The organism is Thermophilibacter sp., from assembly GCF_966187215.1.
Genome location: NZ_CBIFYV010000052.1, coordinates 1 through 20,047 on the forward strand (window position 1 = coordinate 1; position 20,047 = coordinate 20,047).

Here is a 20,047-nt window from a genome sequence, read left to right on the forward strand (position 1 = left end):
TTGGGTGACTCTGCTCCCTCCCCCTCCTTGCTTCCACCCCCCCTCCCCGCTCCCCCATCCTAGCGCAGCAGGCGCAGCTCCGGCTTCCAGACCACCGGCGAGTCCGCGCCGCGCCAGGCGGCGTCCGCCGCGAGCGCCAGGCCGAAGAGCAGGTCGGACTCGCTCGCGCGCAGCGTCGAGAAGCCCGTCTGGCGCATGAGCTCGCCCACAGCCACCGTCCCGCCCAGGATCACGGGCGCGCGCTGCGGCTGGATGCCCGGCAACGCGGCGCGCTCCGCCACCGTGAGGGCCGCGAGCCGCGCCTCGAGCTCGTCGAGCGCGTCGCGCGAGAGCTCGGCCAGGTGCACGCGCGCCGGGTCGTAGGGGTCGAGCGCCAGGCTCAGCGCCACGAGGGTCGTCACCGTGCCGCCCGTCACCACGAGCTGCTCGGGCGCCTCCGCGACGGCGTCCGGCGAGCCCGCGGCCGCCAGGCCGCCCTCGCGCACGACCGGCGAGAAGGACCGCGCGGCGAACTCGTGCGCCGAGGCGAGCGCCGCGGGGTCCGCGGGGCCGTCGCCGGCGAGGAACTTCTCGGTCACGCGGCGGCACCCCACGTTGACGGAGCGAACGAAGCGCAGGTCAAGCACGTCGTCCTCGCCCAGGCGGCCCAGGGCGAGCTCCGTGGAGCCGCCGCCGTTGTCCGCCACGAGGACGAGCCGACCGCGGAAGTCCTGAGCCACGCCCAGAAACGTCAGCGAGCCCTCCACCTGGCCGGGGATGACCTGCGGCTCGAGGCCCAGCCCGCGCAGCTCGCCCTCAATCCTCTCGGCGTTGTCCGCGTCGCGGGCGGCGCTCGTGAGGGTGCAGCACACGGCGGCGGCGCCGGCGGCGTGGGCGTTGTCGACGTAGGAGCGCACGCAGGCGACCACCCGATCGATGGCGGCCTCGGACAGGTGCCCGCTGGCGTCCACGCCCTCGCCGAGGTTGCAGATCTGGGAGCGCTTCGCCATCCGGGTCACGCGGCCGCCCTCCACGTCGGCCACGGCCAGGCGCGCGGTCACGGTCCCGATGTCGATGCAGGCCAGGCGGTTCATGCCGTCACGCTCCCCTCGCTCATGCGCCCTGGTACTGAAAGACGAAGTCGCCGAGCGCGATGTACCAGGGGACGCTCTCGGCGGCCTGCTGGTCCTGGTCGCTCCCGTCGCCCTCGTCATCCTGCCCCTCGACCACGATGCGCGTCTCGCCCTCCTCGACGTAGCCGCGCCGACGGGCCTCGTCCTTGACGCCCTCCTCGGTCATGAGGCCGTTGATGTCTCCCTCGAGCTGGGTGGTGTCGGCGCTGGCCTGGGCGTCGCGCTCCTGCAGGACGCCATTGGTGCGCCAGGCCTGGTAGTAGGTGCAAGCGGGGCCGTAGAGCACCGCGATGGCCACGAGGACCGCCGCGGCGGCGATGAGCGGGACGCGGAAGCGCGCCACGAGGGAGCCGGGGTCGACGGAGGAGAGCTTGCCGGCGACGGCCGCGACCCGCTCGCCGGCCGCTCCGCCGGACGTCTTGCCGGCCGACCCGGTCCGCGGGGGACGCGCAGCCGCACGCGACCTCTCGGCGCGGGCGGCGCCCTCGGGCCGCCTGCGGGCGGACGGGCGCCGGCGCGCGGTGGCGCGCCGCGTGGTGTTGGTCTTCTCAGTGCTCATGTCGGGCTTCGATTCTTCTTCGGTTGACAGAGCCGCGGGCTGCGGGCCCGCCCCCTCTTTATAGCAGACGGCCGAGCGGCCGCCGGGCGCGTCAGCGCTTCTCCTCCGCCTTAGCACGGTCCCAGAGCTCGTTCAGGCGCTCCGTGCCCAGCTCCTCGAGCGGCGCGCCCTCGGCGCGGGCAAGCTCCTCCATGCGCGACCAGCGGGCGCGGAACTTGCGGTTGGACGCTGCGAGCGCCCCCTCCGCGTCGATCCCCTCGCGGCGCGCGACGTTGACCAGCGCGAAGAGCAGGTCGCCGAACTCGCACGCGCGCGCCTCGCTGCCGGGCTCCTCGCGCTCGAACTCCGCGCGCTCCTCGGCGACCTTGTCCCAGACGTCGGCGACGGTCTCCCACTCGAAACCGGCCTTGGCGGCGCGCTTGGAGATCTTCTGCGCCTGCATGAGGGCGGGCAGGGAGCGCGGCACGCTGTCGAGAAGCCCCTGGGGCCGCGCCTCGCCACCCGCCGCGACGCGCTCGGCGGCCTTGACGTCGTCCCAGATGTCCATGACCTCGGCGCCGTCGCCGGCGGCCGCGCGCTCGCCGAAGACGTGGGGGTGGCGGCGCACGAGCTTCTCGTTGAGGCCGTCCACCACGTCGTCGATCGTGAAGGCCCCCTCGTCGGCGGCGATCTGCGCGTGCAGGACCACCTGCTCGAGCACGTCGCCGAGCTCCTCCAGCAGGTGGGCGGCGTCATCGGCCTCGATGGCGTCGACGGCCTCGTAGGCCTCCTCGACCATGTTGCGCGTGATGGAGCGGTGGGTCTGCTCGCGGTCCCAGGGGCAGCCGTCGGGCTGGCGCAGGCGCCACATTGTGCGCATCAGTCGGTCGAACGCGGGATGGGTGGCCGGTGCGCCCGGGCGCGCGGCGGTCTCGGCGTCCACGCGGTCTGCTGCTTGCGACATGGGGCTCCTCTCGCCGGGTTCTTCTCGCCCGATTCTACCGCTGCGGGACATTTTGACGGATGCGTAACGGGCCGATGACCCTCTTGTGCGGAGGACTAGAATGGGCTTGGCGTCATCTCGCAACCACCTACGAAAACGCAGCTACGCTCCGCACAACCCTCGACACAAAACCAGGTAGGAAGCATGAAGCCTGACAACCGCCGCACCACTCCGAAGCCGCACTCCCGCACGAGGGTCCCGTACCAGAAGGCCCAGCCGGCCCAGGGCGCCCAGGGCCCCGCCCGCCCGGCCACCAAGCAGGGCCCCGCGCACGCCGCCCCCGCGCACGCGCGCCACCAGCGACCGGTGGCCGAGAAGACCGAGAAGGCCGCCGCCCCGCAGGGGGGCGACGCGCGCAAGCTGGGCTCCTCGTACCTCCCCGGCCTCGACGGCCTGCGCGCCATCGCGGTTCTCGCCGTCCTGCTCTACCACATCGCCCCCAACCAGTTCGTGGGGGGCTATGTCGGCGTGGACTTCTTCTTCGTCATCTCCGGGTTCCTCATCACCTACAACATCCTCCGGAAGGTGGGCCAGCCGGACGCGCGCTTCTCGCTCAAGGAGTTCTGGCTGCGCCGCATCAGGCGCCTCTTCCCCGCCCTGGTGGCGCTGGTCCTGGTGTGCGTGCCCCTGGGGGCCCTCATCTACCCCGAGCTCCTCGTCGGCGGGCTGAGGCAGGTCCTGGGCGCGCTCACCTGCTCGACTAACTGGGTCGAGATCGTCCACGGCTCCAACTACTTCGACCAGGCCAACCCAATGCTGTTCAAGAACCTCTGGTCGGTCGCCGTTGAGGAGCAGTTCTACCTCATCTGGCCGCCCATCCTGCTCGCGCTGCTCGCGCACAAGCTGTCGCACCGGAAGCTGCTCGGCGTGGCGGGGGGCATCGCCGTGGCCTCCGTGGTGCTGATGGGCGTCCTGGCGAGCCCCGACAACTATACCCGCGTGTACTACGGAACGGACACGCACTGCTTCGGCCTGGCCCTCGGCATCCTGCTCGCCTTCGTGTGGAGCAAGGAGGACGGTCCCCTCTCGAGGGAGTGGCTCCGCTCCCGGAGCTGGGCGGGGGCGCTTCCCTTTGTGGGCCTGGCGGGATTCTGCGCCATCGTGATGCTCTTCCCCGACACCTCCCGGCTCACGTACCCGATCGGCCTCCTCCTCGCGAGCCTGTGCAGCCTCGCCCTCGTCTCGGGGGTCGTCGCGCGGCCCGCCGCGCCGTTCACGCGCGCGATGGAGCTGGGGCCGGTGCGCTGGCTGGGGACGCGCTCCTACGGCATCTACCTGTGGCACTGGCCGCTCCTCGTCTTTGGGCGCATCCTCGTCCCCACGGCCCTGGGCACCGTGGAGAACGTGCTCGTCGACGTCGTGTTCGTCCTCATCTCGTTCGGCATCTCCGAGCTGAGCTATCGCTTCGTGGAGGAGCCCTTCAGGCGCAACGGCATCGCGAGCACCCTCCGCCGGACCCTCCGCCGCGCGCGCAGGGGCTGGTCGGGCCGGACACAGGTCGCGGCGACCGCCGCGCTTACCGTGGCCACCGTGGTCGCCATCGTCACAGCGCCCACCAAGACGGAGCTCCAGCAGCAGGTGGAGGCCCTGCACGCGCAGCAGGCCGAGCAGCAGGCGCAGACGGAGCAGGTGGTCGAGGACACGCCCGCGGAGGACCAGGGCGACGCCGACGGGAGCGGCTCCGACGAGGGCGACCAGGCGAACCAGACGACGGGCGACACCTCGTCGATCCCCAACTACGACCCGACCCAGACCACGGGCGTCCCCAGCGGGGCCACGGTGACCGCCATCGGCGACTCGCTCATCTCGGGCGTGCAGTCGGGCTTCAACGCGGAGTTCGAGGGTCTCAACTTCCTCGCCGAGCCGATTCGCCAGTGGGACGACGCCGTGCAGGTCGTCAACGACGGCCTCGCGCAGGGCGTGATCAGGCAGAACGTCATCCTCGACTTCGGCACCAACGGGGGCGTGCGCGACGAGCAGCTCGTGTACCAGGTCCTCGACGCCCTGGGGCCGGACCGGCGCATCGTGCTCTACAACATCTACAGCCCCTCCACCTTCGTGGGCGACGCCAACGCGCTCTACGCCCGGATAGCCGAGGAGTACCCCAACGTGTACCTGGCAGACTGGTACTCCGTCGCCAACCAGCACCCCGAGTACCTGAAGCCCGACCGGACGCACCCCAACATGACCGGCATGTACCCGTTCGTCGACGTGGCCAAGGCGACGTTCTCCCAGTCGTAGCCCCGAGCGGCGAGAAGGGCCGGACGTCAGGGCCTACGCGTGGCCGTGGTCGTGGCGGTGCTCGTCGTGGCCGTGCTCGTGGTTGTGACGGTGCCGCTCGACGTCGTGGGCGGCGTCGAGGGCCGCATCGGCACGGCCCGCGGCCACGGCGTCGCGCACGAGCGGCAGCAGCGTCTCGCGCAGCCACGGTCGGCGCACCTCGGGTCCGATGAACGCGCCGACCGCGTCCTTCTCGCCGCCCTCGGGCTCCTCGGCGCCGGTCACCGACCACGCGCGGTCCACCACGTCGAAGCGCAGCCACTGGCCGCCGCACGGCAGCGACCCCTTGGCGCGCACGACCTCCCCGAACACGCCCGCGACCAGCGCGTCGAGAAACCACAGCAGGTGGTTCTCAGTGGGCAGCGCGATGCCCGCCAGAGACAGGCTCTCGAACTCGTCCTCGGCCGGGGCCGCCTCGCGTGGGACGGCCGAGCGCGACGGGTCCAGGTCACGCTCCAGCAGCCCCGAGAAGAACGCGTCGTCCAACCAGTCGTACGGCACGTCGACGATCCGCGCGCGCGGGTTCTTCTCGGCCACCCACGCCCGCGCGGCCTCCACCTGCCCCGCGCCCGCGTGCTGGACCTTGGAGAGCACCACCACCGGCGCCGTGGCCACCTGGTCGAGGTAGATGTCCGAGAAGCGCTCGCGCTGGCGCTCCCACGCCACGGCGTCTACGATGACCAGCGGCTGGAGCAGCGAGATGCGCTCGTAGCTCACCTGGTCCACGTTGGCGAGCACGCTGGAGAGACGCGCGACGCCGGTGGGCTCCACCACCAGGTACTCGGGGTCGAGCGTGTTGGCGATCGTGAGGACCGATGCCGCGAAGTCCTGCTTGCCCGAGCAGCAGATGCAGTTCTCGGTTGATTCCCAGACGGAGAGCTCGTCGGTCTGGGAGAGGACCTGCGCATCGATGTCTGCCTGACCGTACTCGTTCTCGTAGACCACGAAGTCGCGGCCCGTGCGGCGCGCGAGCTCCTGGATGAACGTCGTCTTTCCCGCGCCGAGAAACCCCGACACCACCAGCACGCGCATCAGCTGTCCTCCTCGCCTCCGGATGCCCTCTGGGCAAAGTGCTCGCGGACATCATCGCCAGTGAGCCAACCCTCCGCCTCCCCCGAAGTCCGCCCGGCATCGAGTTCTTTGGAGAGCACGCGTGTTGGCTGTCTTCGCTCCAGCTCACAATCCTCATGGCCTCCGTTAATGTGCTGCCTCCTGACACTATGAGGCCCGAAACCGTCCGAATCCCGCACCTCACCGATTGACGTGCAACATCCTGATACTTCTGGCCGCCAAACCGTCAGGAAACCGCACGCCTAGCTCACGATACTCCCCTTGCGCCTCCGCGCTAGAATCAAGGGGCCCGACGGTCACACCGCGTGCTGGCAGCGCCACTCCTTGAAGAAAGGAGGTGAGTTGCCAATGGACCTCGTCATCCAAGTCCTCAAGCTCCTGACCGCACTGGCCGGCCTTGTGGCGGCGGTGGCGCCGGCCCTTCCCGCAGCGCGTAGGCCACGACGTAAACGGAAGGGCCGCAAGCGTAAGCGCTAGCGGCCCTGTCTCCAAGTAACGGCGCTGCCTAGCCTTCCACAACGTAGGCGGCCGTCGGGTACATTGTACCCATCCCGCGCAGGGCGGCAAGCGGCAACCCAGCAACCGCGGTCGGGGGGCCGAGAAGGACCCCCGCCCGCGGCCCGCGCATTCTTCTCGCCGGGCCCTAGTCCTCGATCTTGACGACCGGCTTGATGAGGTCGCGCGGCTTGTCGCGCATCATGAAGAGTGCCTCCTCGAGGTGGTCCCAGCCCTCGAAGACGTGGCTCACCAGGTGATGCACGTTGAGGCGACCGGAGCTCACCAGGCTGCCGAGCTTCTCCATGCGTAGGCGGCCGCCGGGCATGAGGCCGCCGTTGATCTCCTTGTGACCCATGCCGACGCCCCACTCCACGCGCGGGATGGTGACGTAGTCGCCGCCGCCGAGGTAGTTGACGTTGCCGATCTTGCCACCGGGCTTGAGGACCTTGACCGCGTCCTCGAAGGTGTCCACGCCGCCGCCGGCCACGATGACCTTGTCGACGCCCTTGCCGTTGGTAATGGCGAGCACCTGCTCGGCGATCGGGCCGTCCTTGTACGAGATGAACTCGTCGGCACCGTACTTCTTGGCCGCCTCGACGCAGACCGGGCGCGTGCCCACCGCGATGATGCGCGACGCGCCGCGCATTGAGGCGCCGGCCACGCTCATGAGGCCCACGGGACCGATGCCGATGACCAGCACGGAGTCGCCGAACTGCACGTCGGCGAGCTCGACGCCGTGGAAGCCAGTGGGCACCATGTCGGAGAGCATGCAGGCGTCGACCGGATCGATGTTCTCGGGAAGGTGAGCGAGGTTGCCGTCCGCGTCGTTGACGTGGAAGAACTCGGAGAAGACGCCGTCCTTGAAGTTGGAGAACTTCCAGCCGGCGAGCATGCCGCCGGAGTGCATGGCGTAGCCGGCCTGGGCCTCGAGCGAGTTCCAGTCGGGCGTGATAGCGGGGATGAGGACGCGGTCGCCGGGCTTGAAGTCCTTGACGAGCTCGCCGACCTCGACGACCTCGCCGCAGGCCTCGTGGCCGAGGATCATGTTGTGGCGCTCGCCGATGGCGCCCTCCCAGAGCGTGTGGACGTCAGAGGTGCAGATGGCCACCGCCAGCGGCTTGACGATCGCGTCCATCGGCCCGCAGGCCGGGCGGTCCTTCTCGATCCAGCCGGACTCGCCGATCTTGAGCATCGCGTAACCCTTCATAGGCACACACTCCCTCTCTGCGATCAGGCGGCCCCGTGTGGGCCGCTCAGTTAGAGTCAGCATCCCGTGAGCGGGGCACTTTGGCTTCCTGAAGTGGGGTGAGCGGCATACGTGAGTCCGGCAATGGCATTTCGGGGGACGGCGGCGGGGGAAAGCGGCGTGCCGGCCGAAGGGTCGCGAGAAGCCCGCGAAATCCGTCGTCACAGGCTCAGCTCATAGCGGCTTCCCACAAAATAGTCGCGGCCGATGCAGACGGGGGCCCCTTTTTCGTCAACGTAGTAGTTGATCGTGTGGATGAGCGGGTCACCCGCCGCGATCTGCAGGTTGGAGGACTGCTCCGTTGTCGCGCGAACGGCACTGATCGTCCAGACGGTGCTCGTGGCCGGCCGCCTGCCAGTGACTTCGTAAATGGCATCGAAAATAGAGCGGTCCTCCAGCTGAGCCGTGAACAGATCGCGTGCCCAGTCGTAGGGGATGAAGACGTTCTCGTCCAGCACGGGCACGTCGTCGGCCGTGCGTATGCGCCGTACATAAAGCAGCAGGTCACCCTCGCTGATGCCAAAGAACTCGACCTCGGCGGCACGCGCCGGCACGATCTGGCGCTCTAGCATGCGCGCCCCCTGACGAGCGCCCGCCTCAGCGCACATGGACGAGAAGGACCTCACCTCTCGAGTCTGCGAGAGCCGCCGATAGAGTCGTGACGTCCCCACGAACGTGCCGCGCCCCTGCTTCTTGCTCAGATAGCCATCGGAGCACAGGTCCTCGATCGCACGGCGAACGGTGATGCGGCTCACGGAATACTCCTGGCTCAGCTCCGCTTCCGAGGGAATCCGGTCGCCAGTTTTGTACTTCCCTGATTTGATGTCGGACTTGATATCCTCATATATCTGCTGGTAAAGCGGAGCAGAGCTGCTATCGTTCATGCGCGTTCCCTCGGTTGCCTACGGATCGGTCACGTGATGTGACACATCTATAATATTCTACCTGGGACTACTGCAGGGTCACGCCAGGCCGGAGACCCGCTCGGCCGCACGCCCGTCAGCGCCGTGCGCAAAGGCCCGTTGGCCTCACGCACAAGATTGACCACGTCCGAGAGCTCGTCGATCACGACGTCTGCCCCAGCCTGATCCAGCACCACACCAGCGGGCTGACGCATCGCGCACACGAAGGCGCCGGCCGCTTTGCCCGCCTGAATGCCAATTGGGGAGTCTTCGACGACAACGACCTCATTGGGCCGTACGTCCAGCCGGTCCATCGCGGTGAGATAGATGTCAGGCGCGGGCTTGTACTCCGGGCACTCGGCGCCACTGATCGTGAGGCTCAGGAACGGACGCAGATCAAGGGCGTCGACAAACTCCTCGATCAGCGACCTCCACGAGGACGAGCAGATCGCCACTCGCACGCCTATGTCGCTGAGCAGGGAGAACGCGAGGTGGGCCTGATCGTTGGCAAGGTCGTTCCAAGGCGTGGGGTGCTCGTCCGCGTACGTGACGTAGTCGGCCCGTAGCTGCTCGCGCAGACCAGGATCCGGCACGCTCTCCCCCCAGACCACGTTGTCGTTGGCGCCGGTCCAGTCGGGCTCCTCGTCAAAGACGATGCCGTGCTCGGCAAGGAAGGTGAGGCGGCGCCTGTTATAGAACTGCTCCGTAAAGGCAAGTACGCCATCCATGTCAAACAAAACGGCTTTGACCATGCGTCCATCCCCCTCGACTTGTCTTTGGCAAAAAAGGGGGCGGGTGCAACCCCGCCCCCTCGTGTTGTGGTGGCCCGTCGGGCTTAGGAGCGGACACCGGGCTCCACGTGTCTAGTACTCGAGCTTCCACATATAGCGCCGCTTGGTCAGCGGGTGCTGACGCGCCTCGGCGATCTGCTCGGCATAGACGCGCATGACCGCGGTGTGGACGATCGGGTTGAAGTAGGTGGCCACGGCGGCGGGCACGGCACCGGACAGGCCGAAGTCCTTGGCATCAATCACAAGGTAGCGCGCATCAAACCGCTGCAGGAAGGCGAGGGCGCGCGCATCCATCTTACGCGTTGCCCCATCGGCCATGAACAGCACGAAGTTATGCTTGTCGTCAGTCATCTCAAAGGGACCGTGGAAGTACTCGCCGGAGTTGTAGTTGCCCGAGTTGATCCACTGCATCTCCATCATGAGGAAAGATGAGGTGGAGTAGGCCACCTTCTCGCTGGCGCCCGAGGCCATGAAGTAGATGCACTCGTCGTCCTTGTGCTCCTGCGCCCACGCCTCGGCGTCCTTGCTCACCGACTCCGCGGCGCTCTCGGCGCACTCGAACACGTGCGCAAAGCCCTCGACCATCTCCTCGTAGTGATCGTACCCCTCAACCTGCTGCAGAAGCTCAAGGGCAAGCGCCAGGGCGTACCCCATCTTCTCGGTCTTGGCGGCGTAGCTGGCCTCGAAGCCGTGGACGATCACGTGATCGACGCCCTTGGTCAGCGCGGAGCCCGCGGCGTGGGTGATGGCCACCACCGGAGCGCCCGCCTCCTTTGCAGTCGTGTTGGCCTGGACGGTCTCGGGCGTCCCCCCGCCCAGCGAGCAGGTGATCACGAGCGTGTTGGGTCCGAGCCACGCAGGCACGTCGCAGTTGAACTCGTTGGCGGTGAAGATCTGCACGTTGAGCGTCTTTGTGTTGTTAGCCAGGAAGTACTTGGCGGGATAGAGCTCGGACATCGAGGCCCCGCACCCCACAAACGCCACGGAATCGATCTGGTGGCCGGACAGGACGTCCGCCACGATCTGCTTGGGCACGTTGAGGTCGATCTCGTACATGTCTTGATTCCCTTCTTCTCGCTTTTTGCGCATGGCGGGACCGCCACCGCACGAACGGCACTTCTGAGCTGCCAAGTTTTTGGACTCCAGTTGGTTGCAGCTACTCGCTAGATTTCCGTGATGGGAAGCGTTGCCTTGTCAGGCGTCTGCTGGCTGTAGATCTTCACGCCCATGTCGAGCAGGGCGCGCGTATCGGCGCACTCGGACTCGTCCAGAAACACGCTCTGATCGACCTGACGTGAGCCCTCCTTGTTGAAGGTGGCGCCGTACTGAACCTCTCGAATCTGCGGGCAGGCGCGACACACTGCCAGGAGAGCCGAGGTGGAGCCGAAGACCATCATGATGTTCTCGGGAAGCTCCAGAATCTTGGGCATCTTCTTGATGGTTCGCTCGACGGTGAAGATGTTGAGACGGATGCCCGCTGGCTTGGCGAGCTTGAGCGCTGCGGAGCGCATCTCGTCATTGGCCGCGTCATCGTCTACCACCACGATGCGCTGGGCGCTCAGGTGGTTTACCCACGAGGCGAGAATCTGACCGTGAACGAGGCGATAGTCCAGACGCACGAGCTTGATCATAAGTCGTCATCCTCCTCAGATTGCGTCAGGGCACCCATGAGGACCGAGACGTCCTGAATCCCGGAACGGCCCTGCTCTATCAGCATCGCGAGCGCCTCGGCGCTCACGGGCTGCTCTGCCAGCGCGAGCTCAATGACGAGAGGGAGGTTCATGCCACTGATGACCGTCACGTCGGGGCGGCTCAGGTGCAGCTCCACCATCTGGTTGCTCACGCTGCTGCCCAGCATGTCCGTGAGGACGTACACCTTGTCATCCGGGCCAAACGACTCGATAAGCGCTCGTGCGCGCTCCCCCACCTGGTCGGTGTCATCACGCTCGAGAGTAATCGTATGCACTCGTGGAACAGCGCCGACGATCATCTCGAGAGAGTCGCGCATTCCGGTGGCAAGGCCTCCGTGTGACGCTAAGACAATCTGGTTCATGGCTCCTCCTTCGTTGCTTATCATCATAGATGTTATATACGTATATGTCTATAGACAATGCGGTTAATCCGCTCACCTCCGAATGACCGCCGTCCGCCGCTCCTGCCTGTCAGTTCTTCATATTGTTTGCCTTTCAGTTAGTCATCTATAACGTCTGTAACGTATACTCTAGCCATCTGCTTCCGAGAAAGAAAGGAGTGTGGCACCCGTGCATCGCATCCCATTGGCCACGATGAACCACCACTATCTGTTCTACGACCTCGAGCGGTTCTTCTCGGCCGCCCATGAGCTCGGCTATCCCTGCGTCGAGCTCTGGACCGCACCACAGCACTTCTTCATGGACTACCGCCAGAACGAGCCGATCGAAAAGATCGAGCGCCTGGCCCGGACCTACGACGTGCGCGTGATGGGCATCTGCCCCGAGCAGACCAACCCAAAGCCCAACAACATGGCCGCTCGCGAGGAGACGGCCCAGGAGCGTACCTACGCCTACTTCACGCGAGCCGTTGACGTGGCGTCTGCGGTGGGTGCCAGCCAGGTGCTGGTAACCAGCGGCTGGGCCTTCTACGACGAGCCGCTCGAGGACGCCCGCGCCCGCAGCGCCGCGATGCTTCGTCGCATCGCGTCCTACGCCGAGGGCCATGGCATCAACCTGGCCATCGAGGCGCTGCGTCGGCCCGAGTCCCTCATCGCCAACTCCGTTGCCGACCTCAAGCTGATGCTCGACATGGTGGGAAGCCCCGCGCTCAAGGTGTGCCTGGACATCGGCGCCATGGTCGACGCCGGCGACACGATCCAGGGTTACTTCGACGCGTTCGGCCCCGACGTCATCCACGCGCACTTCGTGGACTGCGGGACGCGCTCGCTGCACCTCGCGCTCGGTGACGGGGAGCGCGACGTCGCCGCAGACATCGCAACCTTTGCGCGCAACGGATACCGCGGCGTCCTAAGCGTGGAGTGCACCGACGCGCAGACGCACACCGACCCCGTGGGCGCCGACGCACGCTCCATGCGCACCTATCTCGACGCCTACTCGCGAATCGAGGAAGCTGCGCCGGCGCTCTGACCCTCGCTCAAAGACGAGCCGCACAGGGAGGCCCCCGACGTTATCGCCGGGGGCCTCCCTGTGCGGTCGCGTGTGGAGGAAGCGTGGCCTACGCGAGGATGCCGAAGAAGCTGCAGACCAAGCTCACGACGATGCCGCCGATGAGCAGCACGCCCAGGCCGACCTTGCGCTTGAGCAGCCAGTAGAACAGCATGGCGATGCCAAACGGAATCAGCGACGGGCAGATGCTGTCAAGGACGTCCTGAATGACGAGGGCGCCGTCCTGGAACTGTAACGGGCAGGTGATTCCGACCATCGTGGCGATCATGGCGCCGACCGTCATGAGACCCACGATGCCTGCGACGTACATGACCTTGTCCATGAGGCCGCCGCTCTGCAGTTGCTTCACGTAGTCGGTGCCGAGCGTGTAGCCGAGCTTCCCGCCGAACCACGTGATGAGCGCCTTGGGCACACCCGAGATGAGAAGCGCCAGGATGGGACCGAGAATCGACCCCTGGGCGGCCAGCGACGCGCCCAGGCCAAACGAGATGATGCGCAGCGTCCCCTCGAGCAGCGAGTCGCCGATGCCCGAGAGCGGACCCATCAGCGAGACCTTGAGGCTGTTGATGACCTCGGGGTTGAAGCCCTTTGGATTGCGGCCGTACTCCTCCTCCATCGACGCGGCGATGCCCAGGACGAAGCTGTTGAGCTGCTGCGTGATGTTATAGAGTGCCGTGTGGCGGTGGTAGGCCTCCTTCTTTCGCTCGAGAATCTCCGGGTCGGACTCGTCGGAGTAGATGCGGTCAAGCGTGGGCGCGATGCTGTAGAGGAAGCCGAGGTTCATCTGGCCCTCGTAGTTCCACGAGGCCTGAATCGCCCAGGTGCGCCAGAAGAACTGCCAGAGGCGCTTCCCCTCGGAGACGGGCTGGGGCTCGAGGCTCTTGAGCTCGCCGTCAGTGGTGGTCGTAGAGATCCGCTGTGCCATGATGTGCCTCTCCTTCCCTAGTCGTCGTCATCCTCGAGCGGGTCATAGTCGTCGGCTTGCTGCGACGAGAGCTTGGCGCCGCCATTCGAGTCACGGAACTTGAGGCCCACGAGCAGCAGGGCGAGAAGGACCGCGAACACGGCGATGGCCGTGACGTTGAGACCGAGAAACGCCGCACCGAAGAAGCCGATCAGGAAGAAGATCGTCATGCTCTTGGTGAGCATGATCGAGAGCAGCAGCGCCATGCCGAGCGCGGTGAGGACGTTGCCTGCGAGGGTGAGGCCGTTGGTGACCCAAGCGGGAATGGCGTTGACGATCTGCTGAACGAGGTCGGTGCCGGCGTAGATGGCCAGGAAGATAGGCACGAAGTACATAAGAGCGTAGAGCACGTTGCCCCAGATGATGTGCAGATGGAGCGCCTGCTTGAACTTGCCCTGGTCGATGAGGGCGTCAGTGCGATGGCTGAACGCCGAGAGCACCATGCGGATGGCGAGTCCAAGCGCCTGCCCCAGCACCGCAACGGGCACGGCGATGGTGAGGGCCGCCTCGGCGCCCGCTCCCGTGAGAATCACGAAGGCCGTTGCCACAATGGACCCCATGTTCATATCGGGAATCATCGACGCGCCGACGTTGATGAGGCCGATGCTCATGAGCTCGAGCGTGGCTCCACAAGCGAGCGCCGTCGGGATGTCGCCGAGAACGATGCCCACCATCGTCGCACCGATGAGCGGGCGCTCGACGCTGAGCCGGCCCAGCATGCGCGAGTCCATGATGCAGACAACGCCAACCAGGCCCACGGCTATGGCCGCGTAGAGCTGATTCATTACCGTCTCCTTTCCGTCTGGTCTGCGGGACCTCGGGCGGCCCCAACGAGCCGGGAGTCGACTCCGGATCTCGACTCATGGCACTTATTTAGTACTAGTCATCATATACGTCTCATACCTATTTGTCAGTATTGTTTGGAGAGCCAGAGCGAGCGGTCGGGTTTGTCGGATGAGCGGCGCGCGGAGAGGCTCTTCGTGCACGGGTTGCGGAACTCCGCGGCGGCGAGCCAGGCGCATGGTCCACTCGGGGAAGCGTATGACGGCGATCATGACGATGCGCTCCGCCGCCGAGGGCATGCGCCTCGAACGGTTCCGGATTTCGAGACGCGGCCTTCGCCTGGCGCATCGCTCGACACTCCCGTTTCCGCCGCCGGGTCCTCTCGCCCGCGAGCCCGCTCGTGCAACGTCCCTCTCGCTCTTCATGCCCACACAATTGCCTGCCATCCGATCAAACAACCCGCAAAAAATGATTTCGTATTCATATATTTGCTGGATTAAGGTTTATGGATGTCAGTTTTTGCGGGTTGTTTGGGCGAGCAGGGCCGAGCAGGGTTGGAGGCGCGGGCGCCGAGAAGGACACGGCGGACGCCGAGAAGGGCGGCAGGCGCCGAGAAGGGCGCCGTCCCCTACTCGTCCGCCTCGTCGTCACCGCCGATCTCCTCGAGCACGCCGAGCGCGGCCGGCATGACCTCCTCCTGCGTGCGGTGGAACGGGTACGCCAGCTTGTGCGACTTCGCGTAGTAGACGCCGCCGCGCTCGCGCAGCTTGAGCGCCGTCGCGCGCGGGACCTCCAGCCCCAGGTACGTGAGCCGCCCCGCCCCGAGCGAGACCGTCGTGCAGCCCAGTCGCTGCGCGCGGATGCGCACGCGGGCCCGGTCGAAGAGGTTGCGCCCGGCCAGCGGCAGCGCGCCGAAGTCCTTCTCGCACTCCTCCTGCAGCGCGTCGACCTCACCCAGATCCACGGCCGCGGCCAGGCGCCGGTACACGAGCACGCGCTTGTCCACGTCGGGCAGGTACTCCTCGGCCAGGAAGAAGTCGGCCGGGAGGTTGATCGTGACCTCGGGCTGCTCCACGTCGCGCGTCTCGCCGCGCGCCTCGGCCACGGCCTCGCCGAGCATCTGCGTGAACAGGTCGAAGCCCACGCTGCTGAGGTTGCCGTGCTGCTCGGCGCCCATGAGCGAGCCCGCGCCGCGAATCTCGAGGTCGCGCATCGCGATCTTCATGCCGCTGCCCAGGTCCTGGTACTCGTTGATGGCCGTCAGGCGGTCGGTGGCCTCGGGCGTGAGCGGGCGGTCGGCCGGGAACATGAAGTAGGCGTAGGCCTGCGTGCGGCCGCGGCCCACGCGACCCTTGAGCTGATAGAGCTGCGCCAGGCCCAGGCGCTGCGAGTCCTCGATGATGAGCGTGTTGGTGTGCGGGTTGTCGATGCCGCTCTCGATGATCGTGGTGGCCACCAGGACGTCGATCTCGTGCTCCTGGAAGCGCAGCATCACGTCCTCGACCTCGCGCGCGCTCATCTTGCCGTGCGCCACGCCCACGCGGGCCTCCGGCGCGGCCTCCGTCACGCGCTCCACCGCGTCGTCGATCGTGTGGACGCGGTTCGAGACGTAGTAGACCTGCCCCTTGCGCGCGAGCTCCTCGCGGATGGCGGCGCTCACCACGTCGGGATCCCACTCCCCCACGTGCACCTTCACGGGAAGGCGACCCGGCGGCGGCGTCATGATGAGGCTCATGTCGCGCACCCCGCTCATCGCCATCTGCATCGTGCGCGGGATCGGCGTGGCCGAGAGCGTCAGCACGTCCACCTGCTCGCGCATGTTCTTGAGCTGCTCCTTGTGCTGCACGCCAAAGCGCTGCTCCTCGTCGATGATAACGAGCCCCAGGTCGTAGGGGTTGACGTCGGCGCTGAGCAGCCGGTGCGTGCCAATGAGCACGTCCACCGAGCCGTCCGCGAACCCCTCGAGCGCCTTGCGCTGCCGCGCCGGCGTGACGAAGCGCGACAGCACCGCCACCTTGAGGTCGAACGGCGAGAAGCGCGAGAAGAACGTCTCGAAGTGCTGCTGCGCCAGGATCGTAGTGGGACACAGCACCATGACCTGCTTGGCGTCCTGGCAGCACTTGAACGCCGCGCGGAGGGCCACCTCGGTCTTGCCGAAGCCCACGTCGCCGCAGAGCAGGCGGTCCATCGGCCGGCGCGCCTCCATGTCCGCCTTGATGTCGGCGACCGCGGAGCGCTGGTCGGCCGTGAGCTCGTAGGGGAAGCTCGCCTCCATCTCCTCCTGGACCGGCGTGTCCGGCGCGAACGCGTGGCCCTGCACGGAGCTGCGGCGCGTGTAGAGGTCCACCAGGTCGAACGCCAGCTTCTTGGCCGACCTGCGCGCCTTGCCCGTGGCACGGCTCCAGTCGGCGGTGTTGAGGCGGGTGAGGCGCGGGCTCGCGCCGTCGGGGCCCACGTAGCGCGTGATACGGTCGACCTGCTCGAGCGGCACGTAGAGCTTGTCCTCGCCCGCGTACTCCAGCAGGAAGTAGTCACGCTCGCGGCCGCCCACCTCCTGGCGCACGATGTCGGAGAAGAGCGCGATGCCGTGCGTGGCGTGGACCACGTAGTCGCCGGGCTTGAACGGGAAGGTCACGCTCGTAGGGTCCACGCGCCGCGCGCGGCGGCGGGCCCGCGCGGTGCGCGCGGAGAGGTCCGAGACGGAGAGCACCGCCAGACGCGCCGACGGGATCACGATACCGGCCGGTACGGGCGCGTCGGTGAAGGTGACGCGCCCGCGCTCCAGGGGCGGGACCTGGGGGTCGTTGTTCTCGGCGGCTGAGCCGAGGGACTCCACGAGGGGGACCTGCTCGTCGGTGAGGCGCAGCTCCAGCGACTCGCGGGCGCCGCGGTCGGGCACGGCGAAGATCACGGCGGCGCGGTCCTTCACGAGCTGGCGCACGCGACCGAGCAGCTTGGCGTCCGAGCCCGCGATGCCGGGCTGGCGCACCTCGAGCTGCGCGGTGGCCGCGCCGGAGCCCGCGCGCAGGATCGACGAGAGCGAGAGCCGCTGCTGGCTGCCAAAGTCCAGCTCGCGCGGCGAGGTGTAGAGGCCGTCGAGCTTGACGCGGGCCGTGTTGGCGGCGGCGAGAAGCTCATCGGTGGCGCGCATGCAGTCGTCGAAGAGCGCGCGCGGCTCGGCGAGCACGACGAGCGCCTCGGCGCTGATGTGCTCGAGCGGCGACGCGGTGGAGCCGTAGAGCTGGGGCAGGTAGCGTTCGAGCGAGGGGGCGGCGGCACGCTGGCGAATGAGCTCCAGGTCAGCCGCGACCTTGGTGTCGTCCTGGGCCACCTTGAAGAGGGCCCGCTCGGCACGCGCGACGGTCTCGTCGGTGAGGGCGAGCTCGCGGCACGGCGACACCGTGACCTCGCGCAGCTCGCCGATGGTCTGGCCCGTGGACGGCACCAAGCGGCGGATGCGGTCGAGCTCGTCGCCGAAGAACTCCATGCGCACGGGGCTCGTGGCCTGCGCGGGCCAGACGTCGACGGCGTCGCCGTGCACGTGGAAGGTTCCGGGCGCGTCCACGTCACCGGCGTCGGTGTAGCCCATGCCCACGAGCAGGGCCGGGACCTCCTCGAACGGGGTCTCCTCCCCCACCGTGAACGTACTCGACGCGTAGTAGCCCGAGCCCTTGGGCGGCACGCGGCGCAGCAGGGAGGGCGCGCTCGCCACGACCACACACCTCTCGCCGGCAGCCAGGCGCGCGATCGCGCGGCAGCGACGGCCGATGACGGCGTCGTCGGGGGCGGCGTCGGCCCAGGGACGGTCGCGACGCTCCGGGTAGCGGTCCACCGCGTCCTGGCCGAGCCACGCCGCGAGCGAGCGCGCCATGCGGTCGGCGGCCTCCTCGCCCGCGACCACGAGCAGGCAGGGACGCGGGTCGCGCGCCCAGAGCGCGGCCACCACGAGCGGGCGCGCCGACTGGGCCACGGCGAGCGTGGCGTCGCGCCCGGCGTCGAGCTCGTGCGTGAGCGGGGCGAGCTCGGGAGCGGTCATGAGCTGGCGAGAGACGCGGTCTATGAGCATGGGGTACCTTCGCATGACGGCGCGCCGGCCTCGGCGGGCGAGGTCGGCGACGGCGGGCGGTCCTTCTCGCCCCATTGTACCCGCCGCGCGACGCCGACACGCGCGCGCTCGCGAATCGCGCGAAGTCGGAGGGTTCTTCTCGGTTCCGCTCAAGAAAGCGCGGAAGTCTGTCGCCATAGCAACAGACTTCCGCGTTTTTGTAAGCGCCGGCGAGAAGAACCCTCCGACTTCCGCGAAACCTTGAGCACACGGACGGACAAGGCGCCCGTCGGGGCCCGCCACCGCCAAACGCGCAGCGCACGGAAAGATTCGTGGAAGCCAGCGGTAAGATTTGTGTTCTAGTTTTTATATTTCTCGCGGCCGGTGCGCACTGACTGAGCTACGTTCGGTCCATGTCGATGGTTCTGTCACATCTCAGCGCGCTCGCGGTGCTGCGCCGGCTGGACCCCAACGGGTCCGCGGCCCCGCTCGCGTGCGGCCCGGTCGCGGTGCCGCATCGCATGCAACCCCGAGTCGAGCTTCGCGCCGCGATCCGGGACAACCCCGCGCTGCGCGACCTGGACCTGCCGCTTGACCTGCTCGTATCGCATCGGTCGGGGAGCGCCCGGACGCAGCTTGCGACCACGCACCTGTGCGACGAGACCCTGCCGGCCGACTCGGCACTGACGCTCGCGCCCGGCATCCTGTGCTCCTCGCCCGAGCGGCTCGCGGTGGAGATGGCGCCGCGCCTCACCCGTCTCGAGCTCGTCATGCTGCTCGCCGAGCTGATGGGGCTCTATGCCATCGCCCCCGACAAGCCGGACGGGATGGTCCAGCGCACGGTACCCCTCACGACGCCCCAAGCGCTTCTCGCCTATCTTGGCCGACTGGGCCCGCGCCGCGGGACGCGCGAGGTGCGCGAGGCGCTCGCGGTCGCGCCCGTGCGCGCCGGGTCCCCGCGCGAGGCAAAGCTCGCCCTGCGGCTCTCGCTGAGACCCGGCCTCGGCGGATACGGGCTGCGGCTCCTGTCCCTGAACGACCCGGTCCGCGTCCGGCGCATCGAGCGGGGCATGGCCGAGGGGACGCGCCGCCCCGACATCATGCTCGTCAACCCCAAGACGGGCACGATCGTGGCGGTGGAGTACAACGGACGGCGGCACGACGCGCCCGAGCGCCTCGACCAGGACGCGCGGCGCACCAACGAGCTCAAGGCCGCGGGCATCGGCGAGTTCATCGTGCGGCGCGGGCAGTACCGCGACCTCGCCTACATGGACGGCCTCGCCGAGAAGATCCGCGAGCAGCTGGGGCTTCCTCGTCAGCGGCTGACGCGCTCCGAGCAGGAACGCCGGCTGCGGCTGAGGCGCGAACTCTACCAGGAGCTCGAGCGCATCGACGGCATCCGCTGGGACGGCCGCGAGCGGGAGCGGGAGCGCCGCGCGCGACGCGACGACGGGTGGGACGTGGTGCCCGCGGAGGCCTACGGCCTTGACTGAGCGCGGCCGTCACGACCGCGGTGCGCGCTCGCGAATCGCGCGAAGTCGGAGGGTTCTTCTCGCCGGCGCTTGCAAAAGCGCGGAAATACGTCGCCTCAACCACAAACCTCCGCCAGTTTCCGAGCAAAAACAAGAAGAAACCCCCTACTTCCCCTAAAACTCG

General features: G+C 67.7%; 16 protein-coding genes. 3 read left to right on the forward strand and 13 right to left on the reverse strand.

The genetic code is table 11. The features are described from left to right. Positions 1-59: 59 nt before the first annotated feature. The 3 genes from ACWTSU_RS04510 to mazG all read right to left on the reverse strand — a co-directional run bounded on the left by ACWTSU_RS04510 (position 60) and on the right by mazG (position 2,614). Positions 60-1,073 (reverse strand): Ppx/GppA phosphatase family protein, encoded by a 1,014-nt coding sequence (locus ACWTSU_RS04510; protein WP_455138684.1) that lies wholly within the window; start codon positions 1,071-1,073, stop codon positions 60-62. Between the two features lie 19 nt (positions 1,074-1,092). Next, the gene (locus ACWTSU_RS04515; protein ID WP_455138685.1) at positions 1,093-1,671 is read right to left on the reverse strand and encodes a hypothetical protein; all 579 of its coding nucleotides are present in this window, start codon (positions 1,669-1,671) and stop codon (positions 1,093-1,095) included. Between the two features lie 91 nt (positions 1,672-1,762). After that, positions 1,763-2,614 (reverse strand): nucleoside triphosphate pyrophosphohydrolase, encoded by an 852-nt coding sequence (gene mazG, locus ACWTSU_RS04520; RefSeq protein WP_455138686.1) that lies wholly within the window; start codon positions 2,612-2,614, stop codon positions 1,763-1,765. Positions 2,615-2,797: 183 nt separating this feature from the next. On the opposite strand from mazG, the gene ACWTSU_RS04525 reads away from it, so the two are divergent. Beyond that, entirely contained in the window at positions 2,798-4,894 is a 2,097-nt protein-coding gene (locus tag ACWTSU_RS04525) for an acyltransferase family protein (RefSeq protein WP_455138687.1), read from the forward strand. 33 nt (positions 4,895-4,927) lie between these two features. On the opposite strand, the gene ACWTSU_RS04530 is transcribed toward ACWTSU_RS04525, so the two are convergent. The 7 genes from ACWTSU_RS04530 to ACWTSU_RS04560 form a co-directional block, all read right to left on the reverse strand. Then, a complete protein-coding gene (locus tag ACWTSU_RS04530; protein ID WP_455138688.1) occupies positions 4,928-5,965 on the reverse strand; it encodes a GTP-binding protein in 1,038 nt (345 codons plus the stop codon). Between the two features lie 682 nt (positions 5,966-6,647). Further along, on the reverse strand, positions 6,648-7,709 hold the full coding sequence (locus ACWTSU_RS04535) for an NAD(P)-dependent alcohol dehydrogenase (protein WP_455138689.1): 1,062 nt from the start codon (positions 7,707-7,709) through the stop codon (positions 6,648-6,650). A gap of 200 nt (positions 7,710-7,909) precedes the next feature. After that, positions 7,910-8,632, reverse strand: coding sequence for a GntR family transcriptional regulator (locus ACWTSU_RS04540; RefSeq protein ID WP_455138690.1), 723 nt, complete (start codon positions 8,630-8,632; stop codon positions 7,910-7,912). Positions 8,633-8,679: 47 nt separating this feature from the next. Next, complete coding sequence (locus tag ACWTSU_RS04545) at positions 8,680-9,402, reverse strand: HAD family hydrolase (RefSeq protein WP_455138691.1); 723 nt, start codon at positions 9,400-9,402, stop codon at positions 8,680-8,682. A 111-nt stretch (positions 9,403-9,513) separates the two neighbouring features. After that, positions 9,514-10,497 carry an SIS domain-containing protein gene (locus ACWTSU_RS04550; RefSeq protein ID WP_455138692.1) on the reverse strand — a complete coding sequence of 328 codons (984 nt, stop codon included), beginning with the start codon at positions 10,495-10,497 and terminating at the stop codon, positions 9,514-9,516. A gap of 107 nt (positions 10,498-10,604) precedes the next feature. Beyond that, positions 10,605-11,072 (reverse strand): PTS sugar transporter subunit IIB, encoded by a 468-nt coding sequence (locus tag ACWTSU_RS04555; protein WP_455138693.1) that lies wholly within the window; start codon positions 11,070-11,072, stop codon positions 10,605-10,607. Beyond that, complete coding sequence (locus ACWTSU_RS04560) at positions 11,069-11,494, reverse strand: PTS sugar transporter subunit IIA (RefSeq protein ID WP_455138694.1); 426 nt, start codon at positions 11,492-11,494, stop codon at positions 11,069-11,071. The genes ACWTSU_RS04555 and ACWTSU_RS04560 overlap by 4 nt, the downstream gene beginning before the upstream one ends. Before the next feature lie 208 nt (positions 11,495-11,702). Here ACWTSU_RS04560 and ACWTSU_RS04565 point away from each other — a divergent pair, with 208 nt between their 5' ends. Next, positions 11,703-12,560, forward strand: a complete 858-nt coding sequence (locus tag ACWTSU_RS04565) for a sugar phosphate isomerase/epimerase family protein (RefSeq protein ID WP_455138695.1) — start codon at positions 11,703-11,705, stop codon at positions 12,558-12,560. Positions 12,561-12,648: 88 nt separating this feature from the next. Here ACWTSU_RS04565 and ACWTSU_RS04570 read toward each other — a convergent pair whose 3' ends face one another. The 3 genes from ACWTSU_RS04570 to mfd all read right to left on the reverse strand — a co-directional run bounded on the left by ACWTSU_RS04570 (position 12,649) and on the right by mfd (position 18,412). Beyond that, on the reverse strand, positions 12,649-13,524 hold the full coding sequence (locus tag ACWTSU_RS04570; RefSeq protein ID WP_455138696.1) for a PTS system mannose/fructose/sorbose family transporter subunit IID: 876 nt from the start codon (positions 13,522-13,524) through the stop codon (positions 12,649-12,651). A gap of 17 nt (positions 13,525-13,541) precedes the next feature. Beyond that, positions 13,542-14,348 carry a PTS mannose/fructose/sorbose/N-acetylgalactosamine transporter subunit IIC gene (locus tag ACWTSU_RS04575; protein WP_455138697.1) on the reverse strand — a complete coding sequence of 269 codons (807 nt, stop codon included), beginning with the start codon at positions 14,346-14,348 and terminating at the stop codon, positions 13,542-13,544. Positions 14,349-14,974: 626 nt separating this feature from the next. After that, positions 14,975-18,412: a transcription-repair coupling factor gene (mfd, locus tag ACWTSU_RS04580; protein WP_455138698.1), complete on the reverse strand. Its 3,438-nt coding sequence runs from the start codon at positions 18,410-18,412 to the stop codon at positions 14,975-14,977. A 398-nt stretch (positions 18,413-18,810) separates the two neighbouring features. Here mfd and ACWTSU_RS04585 point away from each other — a divergent pair, with 398 nt between their 5' ends. Beyond that, a complete protein-coding gene (locus ACWTSU_RS04585) occupies positions 18,811-19,884 on the forward strand; it encodes a hypothetical protein (RefSeq protein WP_455138699.1) in 1,074 nt (357 codons plus the stop codon). The last annotated feature ends 163 nt before the right edge of the window (positions 19,885-20,047 follow it).